Origin of the sequence: Streptomyces sp. NPDC050856, from assembly GCF_040653855.1 — a bacterium.
Classification (GTDB): Bacteria; Actinomycetota; Actinomycetes; order Streptomycetales; family Streptomycetaceae; genus Streptomyces.
Genome location: NZ_JBFAGV010000057.1, coordinates 1 through 11,144, shown reverse-complemented (window position 1 = coordinate 11,144; position 11,144 = coordinate 1). Strand labels below are relative to the sequence as shown.

Genomic DNA, 11,144 nt, shown 5'->3' with positions numbered 1-11,144 from the left:
GTTTCCTGATCGCGGTGCCCACGGGGGTGAAGTTCTTCAACTGGATCGGCACCCTGTGGAAGGGATCGATCAGCTTCGAGACACCCATGCTCTGGGCGATCGGATTCCTGGTCACCTTCCTCTTCGGTGGCCTCACGGGTGTCATCCTCGCGTCACCGCCGATGGACTTCCACGTCACCGACAGCTATTTCGTCGTCGCCCACTTCCATTACGTGCTGTTCGGGACGATCGTCTTCGCGATGTTCGCCGGCTTCCACTTCTGGTGGCCGAAGATGACCGGCACCATGCTGGACGAACGCCTCGGCAAGATCCATTTCTGGACCCTGTTCGCGGGCTTCCACCTGACCTTCCTCGTCCAGCACTGGCTGGGCGCCGAAGGAATGCCCCGCCGGTACGCCGACTACCTCTCCGCCGACGGCTTCACCGCCCTGAACACCCTCTCGTCCGTCGGCTCGTTCCTGCTGGGCCTGTCCACCCTGCCGTTCCTCTACAACGTGTGGAAGACCGCCAAGGTCGGCGAGCGGGTCGACGTCGACGACCCCTGGGGCTACGGCCGCTCCCTGGAGTGGGCGACCTCCTGCCCGCCGCCCCGCCACAACTTCGCCACCCTGCCCCGCATCCGCTCCGAGTCCCCCGCCTTCGACCTGCACCACCCGGACATCACCGCGGTGGAGAGGCTGCAGACCGCGGGCCGCCGGGACGTGATCGAACCGGGGAAGGGCGTGGCGCCTCCGTTCGGCGACGAGGACTGAGCCCCGCCCGGGCCCGGGCCGCGCACCCCTGACCCCGGGCCCGGCGGTGTGCGGACGGCAACGCCGGTGACTACCGTGAGGGAAGGTGCCGACGCGCGGAAGGGACGTGCCGCCATGTCCGGGAAATCGCTGCTGAAGGGATCCGACGCCACCACTCAGGGCCCCTGCCGGGGGGACATCGGCCGACGGGTGGCCGCCCGCCGGGAACAGCTGGGCCTGACCCGCGAGGACGTCGCCGTACGCGCCGGATCGGCTCCCGGGTACATCCAGTACCTGGAGGAGCAGACCGCCACCCCCGGCATCGGCTTCCTGCTGCGGCTGGCCGACGCCCTGGAGACCACGGTCGCCGAGCTGACCGGTGGGACGGCGGACCTGCCGCCCGGATCCGGCCGGGCCGCCCACCACCCGGAGCGGGTGGAACTCGGGCTCGACGAGTGCCGCCTGCTGCTGGGTACGCATGGCGTGGGCCATGTCGCCGTCACCACCGGCGAGGGCCCGGCCATCCTGCCCGTCGACTACCTGATCGCCGACGGGGAGGTGGCGTTCAGGACCACACCGGACGCGCGTCCGGCCACGGCCGGCGGCAACGAGCTGGCGTTCGAGGTGGACCACATCGACGACGCCCTGCACGGCGGCTGGAGCGTCCAGGTGGTGGGTGAGCCGCACCAGGTCACCGACCCCGAGACCGTGCGCAGACTGGACGAACAGGCGTACAGCACTCCCTGGTCGGGCGACGACAGCTGCCTGTGGACGGCGCTCACGCCCTCCCACGTCAGCGGCCGGAGGATCACCACGAGGTACACCCACCACCCGAAGCCCTGAGGCCCCGGGCCGGCCGCTCAGCCGGGCAGGGGCAGCTCGCGCGACTGCCCCGGCTCCACCAGCACCGCCCGGCCGGGCAGCTCCACGTCGATCGGGGAGCGCCCCGAGTCCGGCACGGTGACGTGCAGACTGCCCGGCGTCATCCGCAGCGAGACGCCCCAGTGGCCGTGGTAGCGCAGGGTGAAGCAGTACTCGGACAGCTCGGGCAGCGGCACCGGGTCCAGCCGGAGCGCCCCGCCGCGCGTCTCCAGGCCCGTCAGACCCCGCTGCACCAGATCGAGCGTGCCCGCCATGGCCCCCAGGTGGACGCCCTCACCCGTCGTACCGCCCTGGACGTCCGCGATGTCGCCCTCCAGCGCCTCCTGGCAGAACCGCCACGCCTCGGCACGCCGCACCCGGGCCAGCACCCAGCCGTGCACCAGACCGCTCAGCGTCGAGCCGTGGCTGGTGCGCTGGAGGTAATAGTCGACGGTACGGTGCCAGGTCGCGTCGTCCAGCGCGTACCCCAGGCGCCCCAGCAGCCCGCGCAGCTCGGCCGGTGAGAACAGGTACCCGAGCATCAGCACATCGGCCTGCTTGGAGGCCTGGTAACGGTTGACCGTGTCGCCCTCGGCCTCCAGGATCCGGTCGAGCCGCCGGATGTCCCCGTACCGCTCCCGCAGCCGCCCCCAGTCGAGCTCGGCCAGGTCTCCGAACCCCTCGAACTGGCTGATCACACCGGAGTGGAAGGGCACGTGCAGCCGCCGCGAGACGTCCTCCCACAGCGCCAGCTCGTCCTCGTGGAGCTCGGTGCGCTCCACCAGCTCCCGGCGTCGCGGCTCGGGCAGGTCGCGCAGCAGCGTGAGCGTGCGGGCCAGCACCCAGGCGGCGGTGACATTGGTGTACGCGTTGTCGTCCAGGCCCGGACGGTCCGCGTCCGGGTAGGCGTCGTGGTACTCGTCCGGGCCCATCACCCCGCGCACCCGGTAACGGCCCAACCCCTCGTCGTAGGTGGCGCTGCCGGCCCAGAAGCGGGCGATCTGGAGCAGCATCTCGGCGCCCTTGGTGTGCAGGAACTCGGCGTCCCCGCTCGCCTCGCAGTACTGCCAGACGTTGTAGGCGATGGCCGAGCCGACGTGGTGCTGGAGGCGCGAGTGGTCCGGCAGCCAGCGCCCCGAACGCGGATTGAGATGCAGCTGCTGGGTCTCCTCCCGGCCGTCGCTGCCGCTCTGCCACGGGTAGAGCGCACCCGCCCGGCCGGCGTCCCGGGCGGCGAACCTGGCCCGTTCCAGCCGCCGGTGCCGGTAGGTGAGCAGGGCCCGGGACACCTCGGGGAAGTGCAGGTTCAGGTAGGGCAGGACGAACAGCTCGTCCCAGAAGACATGGCCCCGGTACGCCTCGCCGTGCAGCCCGCGCGCCGGTACGCCGACGTCGAGGTCGGCGGTGTGCGGCGAGAGCGTCTGCAGGACGTGGAAGAGGTGCAGCCGAAGGATGCGGCCCGCCTGGTCGGGCACCTCCAGCTCGGCGCGCCGCCAGAGCTGCCGCCACGCGGTGCGGTGGGTGGCCAGCAGCGCGTCGAAGCCCGGGGCGTGGCGCACCCGGTCGACCGCCGCGTGCAGCGGGTCGCTGATCGCCGGGTCCCGCGAGGTGTGCAGCGCGACGGTCTTGTCCACGACGGCCGTCCGGCCCGGCGTCAGCTCCAGCCGGAAGCGCTGGACGGCACGCACCCCGTGCCGGGCGGTGGCGGGCACCGCGGCGGTGGTGCGTACCGCCATGCCGACCCGGATGTCGGAAGTACGGGTGCGGCAGCGCAGCCACACCGTGTCCGGGGTGGCGTCCCCCGTGTGCACATGGGTGAGGTGGCGGGAGTCCAGCTCCCGGTACCGGGCCACCCCCGCGTTGCGGACGTCCCCGTCGAGGGCCGCCTCCACCTCCAGCGCGCCCGCCCAGTTCTCGGCCGTGAACTCGGTGCGCAGCGCGGCCAGGTGCGGATCCGCCATGTGCACCACCCGCCACTGGCGCACCGCCAGCCGCCGGCCCCGGTCGTCCTCGTACCGGACGACCCGCTCCAGGGTGCCGTTGCGGAGGTCCAGCGTCTGCCGGTGGTCGGTCATCTCCTCGGCGTCCGGGCCCAGCCACCCGCCGGGCTCCGTCCCGCCGTCCAGCCGGTAGCGCAGCGGCAGCCAGTTGGGGAGGTTGACCATGTCCTCGTTCTCCACCCGGCGCCCGGCCACGTCGGACGTCAGCCGGTTGTAGCAGCCCGCCACATACGTACCGGGGTAGTGGACGCCGTCCGCCGCGCACTCGGGGGCGGCCCCGCGGGTGGCGAAGTAGCCGTTGCCCAGGGTGCACAGCGTCTCCCGCAGACCCTCCCGCTCGGGTACGTACTCCTCGTACTCCCAGGTCCACTGCTCGTCGCTCACGGCCGCCCCCTCCCCTCGCCGGTGAGGCCGGTGGTATCGGGCCGCTCCGGTCGCTCCGGCCGCCGCGGCGGGGCGGGCGGAGGCAGCCGGCCGGGGGAGTCCGGCAGCAGCTCGGCCAGGTCGCGGACCACGATGTCGGCCCCCCGCCGCCGCAGCGCGTCCCCCGAGCCCGGGCCCGCCGCCCGGTCCACCCCCACCACCAGCCCGAAACCGCCGCGCCGGGCCGCCTCGACGCCCGCGAGCGCGTCCTCCACCACCGCGCACCGCCCGGCGGGCACCCCCAGCCGGCGGGCCGCCTCCTCGAAGAGCGCCGGGTCGGGCTTGCCCGGCAGACCCAGCCGGTCCGCCTCCGCCCCGTCCACGACCGCGTCGAACAGCTCCAGCACCCCGGCGCCCGCCAGCAGGTCCCGGGCGTGCCGGGAGGACGAGGCGGCGGCGAGCGGTGTACCGGTGCCGCGCAGCGCCTCCAGCAGCCGTACCGTGCCGGGGTAGGCGGGGGCGCCCCGCTCCCGCAGCAGTGCGGTGAAGCGCCGCTCCTTGTCGGCGGCGACCGCCGCCACCGCACGGTCGGACGGGCGCGGCCCCCGGGACGCCAGGAAGGCCACCGCCCCGTCCGCCCGGGACCTGCCGTCCACGTACCGCAGGTAGTCGCCCACCGGGTCGAAGGGGCGCCGTTTCGCCGGGTCCGCTGGCGGGTGCTCCCGCAGGAAGCCGTCGAAGGCGCCCTGCCAGGCCGCCGCGTGGAGCCGGGCCGAGTCGGTGATCACCCCGTCGGTGTCCAGGACCACGGCACGCACCGCCCGCAGCGCGGGAACTCGTACGCTCATGGCTCCTCCTGCCGGCCCGGCCCGGGAAGGCCCGGTGCGCACCGGACGCCCGGCGGCGTCCGACTGGCCGAGTCCCCAGCTACGGCCGGTGTACGCGTCCGGCGGGCCTCCACCGTCCCGGGCGGGGGCCGCGGTGGCGGCGGGCGCGGAGGACCGCTACGGACCCCTGCCGGGCGGGTACCGGTGAGTGCGGGGGCCTGCTCCGCACGGCCCTGCCCGGCGCCGCCGTCCGGGTGATGGTGATCGTCCGTTCGGAGTGGTGCCCGCAACCCGTCGGCGGCCACCGGTGGCCCGGGCCCGCCACCATGGCGTCGATCCCACCCCCCACCCCACAGGAGATCCGTCATGCGTCTCACTCCCCGTACCTCCCTCGCCCTGGCCACGGGCCTGTGCGCCGTGGCGCTGGCGGCCGGCCAGCCGGCGCTCGCCGAGTCCGGCGGCCCGGCCCGCTCCGGGCAGTCCGCGCCCGCGGCGCCCGTCAAGGGCTGTCTCCCGGAAGGGGAGACGGGCGTCTACCTGTCGAAGGAGGGCACGGCGAAGGTCACCTTCTCCAAGGCGTTCCGCGACGGCCTGGAGAGGGCCGGAGTCACGGTCGAGGGCATCGAGCCGGTGCGGATGACCGACGACGGAACGGCCGCCGTCATGCCGATCGGCGAGAAGTACGACACCGTCGAATTCCCCAGCGGGCGCGTCTGCCACCCGGGCGGCTTCCGGCTCACCCGGCAGACCACGGGCCAGGTGTACGAGGTCGACAACTTCCGGGTCCTGTTCATGGCCTACGGGGACAGCAAGTTCCTCACCACGCCGAAGGTCGACGGCCGGCCCGACCCGGCCGGTGAGCTGACCATGCTGAACTTCAGCGTCCCGCAGGCCTTCACCACCGGCGAGTTCGTCCGCCACAACGGCGGCGTCGGCCCCAAGCGGGTGGTGATGACCATGGACGACCAGTGGGCCCGGCACCTCAACGGCAAGCTGGGCACCGGCTTCACGCACGGCATGCACCTCTTCGACACGGACATCGCGTGGAAGGGCCTGCCCACCAAGCCGTTCCCGACGACGGCCGCCACGCCCAGCCCCGGCGTGGCGGGTCTGGCGGCGGTCGCCGACGCCATCCGCCCCGGCCTGACCTGACCGTCCGCTGCGGCGCCCCCGGGGCCGGGCACCCGGGACCGCCCCGCCACGACCGCCGTGCGTTCACGGCGGTCGCGGCGGCGGCGGCCCGTCCGGCGGCGTCCGGTCGGTTCACTCCATGGGGCGCACGTGCTTCTCGCCGACGTCACCGACCTGCTCGCTCCGCTCCTGGAGGTGGCGGGCCTTGTCGCGCAGCCGCTGGCGCTCCTGAGGGTCGGAGCAGCGCTCCGCGGCCTGGTTCAGCTCCTGTGCCTTCTCCCGCAGTTGCCGCACGCGGGCGCCGGGTTCACCTGCGACGCTCATGGTCACTCCTCGAAGCATGGGGAAAGCCAGCAACTCGAGGGAATCAGCTCCCGGGCCGCGCCGCATCCGGAGCCGTCACGGGACGCGACGGGTGCGGTACGCCCCGCCGGTGGGCCGGCCCAGCGCGCGACTGGTCACGCCTGGTCCGGCCGGTCACGTCCCGTCCGGGCCGGCCTCCCCGGCGGGGGGCAGGCGGCGGCCCATCCTCGCCGACCGCCGGTTGTGGTCCTTGGTGTCCCACCACTCCTCCAGCAGGGCGTGGACCAGGTGCACCAGCTGTCCGAGCCGCTCGGAATCGGGAGCGGGCGAGTCGAACACGTCCGTGAAGGACTTGTCGTCCCACGGCAGGGTGAACTCCCAGCGCTCGTCCCGGTGACCTCGGCGCACCACGTCGAGCAGGTACGTCAAGGTCACCCCGCGGTCCGGGCGGCGGTCCACCGACAGGCGGGCGACCTGGAAGGTCACCCGCCCGTCGCCCGTGGTGTGGGAGCGGGCCAGGGCGTCCTCGGCCGGTGTCCGTGCCGGCACGCGCACCACCCGTCCTTTCACTCACGCGGTGGGAGACGATGTCCCCTCCGGGACGGTCAGCACTTCGCCCCGGCCGCGGCCAGGGTATTGACCTTGTACGCGGTGAGCAGGTCGTTGCGCCCGGCGGGAGTGCCGATGATGGTGCGGAACTTCTCGATGCTGGGGCACTGGTTGGTGTAGGTGGAGAAGCCACCCCGACCGTTGGGGGCCCCGGACCAGATGGCGGCGCTGATCTTCCGGTCCATCGTGCTGTTCCAGCCGTGACGCAGCTTGATGTGCTTCCAGCCCCACGTCTTGGTGCCGCAGCGCAGGGTGTACTTGCCCGGGCCCCGGTAGTACTGCCGGACGACGTAGTTGCGGCCGTGGCTGCGGCACTTGGCGTCGATGGTGTCGGCGGCGGCCCCGAACGGCGCTGGAGCCGCGGCGGCCGTTCCGGTCGTGGTGGCGGCGGTGGCCGAACCGGCGGCCGGGACGACCAGGGCGGACGTGGCCACGGCGGTCGCCAGGACTGTCTTGACCGTACGTGATGTGGTGAAACGCAAGACTTCCCCCTTTGGAGATCCCCGTGGTCGCCGGGGATCGTGTGTCCGGCCCCTTCCCCGGGGCCGTGCACAGCAGGACACCACGCCTTCGCGTGCGCGGTCAACGGAAATGGGCCCGCGGCCCGCGCGTGTCGCCCCGCGTCCCACCTCAGGTGACGGGCCGTCATATCCGCTCGGGCGCACCGCGGATGGGCGCCGGCGGGGCGGCGTACCCGCGCCGCGCGACGGCACGGCCGGCGGCGTGACCTACCCGATAGGGGCGTTTAGCGGCTTGCCGCGCATGCCGGCCCCGTCCGGCCGTACCGTGAGGACGGAGTCGGGGGATCTTGCTCAGCTCGGAGGGAGCGCAAGCGATGGACAGCGGTGTCCCGCGGCAGCGCGCGGTGTCCGGTCGTATTCCGCTGGCCGTCGTCGTGGTGGGTGACGACGGCCGCATCTCGTACTGGAGCGCCGGGGCGCGCAGACTGTTCGGACACGACCGGGAAGAGGCCGTGGGGGCCGCCGCGGACGACCTGCTGCCGGTGGCCGGTGCCCTGCCCGGGGCGTACGACGACGACGTCCTCGCCCCGGACCACCCCACCGCCGGGCGCGCGCTGTGCGCCCGGACCGGCGGCGGCCCGGACGCGGACCGGGAGCCGGGCTCCCTCGATGTGCTGTGGTGGGCCTACCCGCTGGTGGGACCCGGTTCGGAACGGCTGCTGGTGCTGGCCGCCGACGCGGCCCGGGTGGGCGGCGCGCGGGACGCGTACGAGCGGCTGGTGCCCGGATTCGCGCTGCACACGGAGTTCCCGGACGCGGCCGGGCTCGCCGAGCGGCTGCCCGACATCCTTCCCCGGATGGGACCGGCCACGGCCGGGCGGATCGTGTCCCAGGTGCTCGAACTCGGCTACCCCGTACTGGAGATCAGCCGCCAGGAGCGCGTCGCGGTCACGCCCGACTGGGGAGTGCCCCGGTACGTCGAGCGGCGCAGGCGCCTGGAGGCCGCGTCCGGTGCGCACGGCGGGCCCGGGGGCCCGCCGGTGGCCACCGACCCGGCGGACGCCCCGGACCTGGAGCACGCCGCCGTCCGTGAGCGGCTGGAGTTCCTCAACGAGGTCAGCGGCCGCATCGGCAGCTCGCTGGACCTGAGCGGGACCATCCGCGAGGTCACCAGCGCCGCCGTACCCCGTTTCGCGGACTTCGCGGGCACCCACCTCAGGGCCCAGATCCTGGCCGGTGAGGGGTTCCCGGAGGGGCCGCCGGACGTGACCACCGTCTGGCACCGGGTGTGGGTGGAGCACAACGACGAACCCGGCCGGTGGGACGACACGGTTCCGGTGGGCGAGGCGATCGCCTTCCCCGAGCGGACGCCGTTCTTCCAGTGCATGGTGACGGGTGAGCCCGTGCTCATCCCCCGGGTGGGGGACGAGCTCGCCGACCGGGTCTCGGCCCAGTTCGAGAAGCGGGACCTGCGCCCGCTGATCAGGGGCCGGTCACTGCTGATCGTGCCGCTCAAGGCCCGCAGGGTGGTGCTGGGCTTCATGGTGCTGCTGCGGCGCCCCGAGCGTGAGCCCTTCACCGACATGGACCGGGCGACCGGCGCCGAACTGGCGGCCCGCGCCGGTCTCGTCCTGGACAACGCCCGGATGTACACCTACCAGGAGAACGTGGCGGAGACGCTCCAGGACAGCATGCTCCCCCAGGTGGCACCGCGCACGGCCGGCTGCGACGTCGCCACCCGCTACCTGCCGGGAACCGCGCTGGGCCGGGTCGGCGGCGACTGGTTCGACACCATCAAGCTGCCCGGTTCGCGCACGGCGCTGGTCGTCGGCGACGTGATGGGGCACGGACTCAACTCGGCGGCCATGATGGGCCAGTTGCGGACGGCGGTGCAGACCATGGCGGTGCTGGACCTCTCCCCGGCACATCTGTTGCGCGGCCTGGACGACCTGGCGCACCGGCTGGGCGAGCACTACCTCGCGACCTGCCTGTACGCGGTGTACGACCCGGTCGCGGGCGAAGTGCTGATCTCCAGCGCCGGGCACGTGCCGCCCGTGCTCGTCCGCGCCGACAGCGGTCGCGGCGAGTTGATCGACGTGCCCAGCGGCGCGCCGATCGGGGTCGGCGGGGTGCCCTTCGGAACCGTACGGGTCGCGGTGTCGCCGGGGGACCGGCTCGTCCTGTGCACCGACGGGCTGGTCGAGGTGCGCGGCGAGGACATCGGCACCGGACTGGCCGCGCTCTGCGAGTCCGCCGCGCACCCGGCCGCCTCCATGGACGAGGCCTGCGACACCATCATCAGGGCGCTGGCCGTCTCCACCAGCGAGCGGGGCGGTGGCCGCAAGGACGACATCGCGCTGCTGCTGGCCCGGCTGAACGGCATCCCCGAGGACGACGCGGTGACCTGGCGGCTGGAACCCGAGGCCCCGCAGGTGCGGCGGGCACGGCGGCTGGTGGACGGGCAACTGGACCGGTGGGGACTGGGCGAGCTGGCCGACACCACCCGGCTGCTGGTCAGCGAGCTCGTCACCAACGCGGTACGGCACGCCGGGGGGCGGCTGGTGGAGCTGCGCCTGGTGCGCGCGGACACCCTGCTGTGCGAGGTGTCCGACGGGGACCACACCCTGCCGGTGCTGCGGGGCGCGGACGAGGAGGACGAGACCGGCCGCGGGCTGTGGCTGGTGAGCCGGATGGCCAAGGCGTGGGGGACGAGCCGCAACGGGACCGGGAAGGTGGTGTGGTTCGAACAGCAGTTGCCGCGCTGAGCGCCCGGCCCGGGGCACGGCCGGTGCGAGCGCGCGGGGTGCGGTCGCCGGGGCGCCGCCGTGCGACCCGTGCCCGGCGTGCCCGGCGTGCCCCGGCGCGGGCGGCGCGTGGCGGGCGCACGGGGTGTCTCGTCCGGTGGCGTCTGGGTAGGGGACGGGCGGGGTGCGACCGCCCCATGGACCTGAACCCTCCACATCGGTACCGGGGAGCCTCTGATGAGAATGTCCGAGAGCTATGTGCGCGCGTGGGAGAGCTACTGGGGGGACATCCCGGACGACCCGGGCGAGGCGATCTGGGACAGCGATCCGTCGCTGACCGCGATACCCCATCTGGAACTGTTCGCCCCGTACGCGGATCCCGGCCTCCCCGTGGTGGACCTCGGCTGCGGCAGCGGTACGCAGACCCGCTGCCTGGCGGACCACTTCCCGCTGGCCGTGGGCGTCGACCTCTCCCACGCGGCGGTGGAGCTGGCCCGCCGGGCGGACCCGGCGGCACGCGCGCGGTACGCCCAGCTCAACGCGGCGGACACCGGTGCCGTACGGGAGCTCCACCGGAGCCTGGGGGACAGCAACGTCTACATGCGGGCCGTGATGCACCAGAGCGAGGCACAGGACCGCCCGCTGATAGCGGCGGCGGTGGCCGAGCTGGTCGGTGAACGGGGCCGGGCGTTCGTGGTGGAGCTGACCACCGAGTCGAAGACCCTGCTGGGGGAACTGCTGGAGGAGCCGGGCGGGCCGCCGCCCAAGCTGGCCCGGGTGGTGGCCCACGGGCTCAAACCGGCCGCGTCGCCGGACCGCGAGGTCCCGGCGCTGCTGCGCGCGGCGGGCCTGACCGTGCTCGCCCACGGCCGTACCGCGCTCGCCCAGACCGAGTACCGGGCCGACGGCACCCGGATAGACCTCCCGGCGCAGTGGCTGATCGTGGGCCGCCTCCCGGGCCCGGCGGCCTAGGAGGTCACGTGCCGGGCAGCCCCCGGCACCCGTGGCGGAGGCGCGGCCCGGAAGTGCCGGCCGGTCCAGGTACGCGGTGCCCGGGACGGCGGGGCCGGGTACCGCGCCCCCGCCCCGCCGGGACCGGCCACCTCCCGCCGGG

General features: G+C 74.0%; 10 protein-coding genes. 5 read left to right on the top strand and 5 right to left on the bottom strand.

What is annotated here, in order from left to right; translation table 11 throughout:
* Together AB0H53_RS28775 and AB0H53_RS28770 are read left to right on the top strand one after the other, a co-directional pair.
* Positions 1-752 (top strand): cbb3-type cytochrome c oxidase subunit I (locus AB0H53_RS28775; RefSeq protein ID WP_362119496.1); only part of this gene is annotated, 752 nt, incomplete at its 5' end.
* A gap of 114 nt (positions 753-866) precedes the next feature.
* Positions 867-1,574 carry a pyridoxamine 5'-phosphate oxidase family protein gene (locus tag AB0H53_RS28770; RefSeq protein WP_362119493.1) on the top strand — a complete coding sequence of 236 codons (708 nt, stop codon included), beginning with the start codon at positions 867-869 and terminating at the stop codon, positions 1,572-1,574.
* A gap of 17 nt (positions 1,575-1,591) precedes the next feature.
* On the opposite strand, the gene AB0H53_RS28765 is transcribed toward AB0H53_RS28770, so the two are convergent.
* Both AB0H53_RS28765 and AB0H53_RS28760 read right to left on the bottom strand, forming a co-directional pair.
* A complete protein-coding gene (locus tag AB0H53_RS28765; RefSeq protein WP_362119490.1) occupies positions 1,592-3,976 on the bottom strand; it encodes a glycosyl hydrolase family 65 protein in 2,385 nt (794 codons plus the stop codon).
* Positions 3,973-4,803 (bottom strand): HAD-IA family hydrolase, encoded by an 831-nt coding sequence (locus AB0H53_RS28760; protein WP_362119487.1) that lies wholly within the window; start codon positions 4,801-4,803, stop codon positions 3,973-3,975. Before AB0H53_RS28760 ends, AB0H53_RS28765 begins: the two co-directional genes overlap by 4 nt.
* Before the next feature lie 345 nt (positions 4,804-5,148).
* Between AB0H53_RS28760 and AB0H53_RS28755 the strand changes: the two genes are divergently transcribed.
* A complete protein-coding gene (locus AB0H53_RS28755; protein ID WP_362119484.1) occupies positions 5,149-5,934 on the top strand; it encodes a hypothetical protein in 786 nt (261 codons plus the stop codon).
* 111 nt (positions 5,935-6,045) lie between these two features.
* On the opposite strand, the gene AB0H53_RS28750 is transcribed toward AB0H53_RS28755, so the two are convergent.
* From AB0H53_RS28750 to AB0H53_RS28740, 3 genes are all read right to left on the bottom strand, one after another.
* Positions 6,046-6,237 (bottom strand): DUF6381 family protein, encoded by a 192-nt coding sequence (locus AB0H53_RS28750; protein WP_362119481.1) that lies wholly within the window; start codon positions 6,235-6,237, stop codon positions 6,046-6,048.
* Between the two features lie 153 nt (positions 6,238-6,390).
* Entirely contained in the window at positions 6,391-6,765 is a 375-nt protein-coding gene (locus AB0H53_RS28745) for a hypothetical protein (protein ID WP_362119478.1), read from the bottom strand.
* Between the two features lie 56 nt (positions 6,766-6,821).
* The gene (locus AB0H53_RS28740) at positions 6,822-7,307 is read right to left on the bottom strand and encodes a hypothetical protein (RefSeq protein WP_362119475.1); all 486 of its coding nucleotides are present in this window, start codon (positions 7,305-7,307) and stop codon (positions 6,822-6,824) included.
* Between the two features lie 353 nt (positions 7,308-7,660).
* On the opposite strand from AB0H53_RS28740, the gene AB0H53_RS28735 reads away from it, so the two are divergent.
* Positions 7,661-10,051: a SpoIIE family protein phosphatase gene (locus tag AB0H53_RS28735; RefSeq protein WP_362119472.1), complete on the top strand. Its 2,391-nt coding sequence runs from the start codon at positions 7,661-7,663 to the stop codon at positions 10,049-10,051.
* A 216-nt stretch (positions 10,052-10,267) separates the two neighbouring features.
* Positions 10,268-11,002 carry a methyltransferase domain-containing protein gene (locus AB0H53_RS28730; RefSeq protein WP_362119469.1) on the top strand — a complete coding sequence of 245 codons (735 nt, stop codon included), beginning with the start codon at positions 10,268-10,270 and terminating at the stop codon, positions 11,000-11,002.
* Positions 11,003-11,144: the final 142 nt, after the last annotated feature.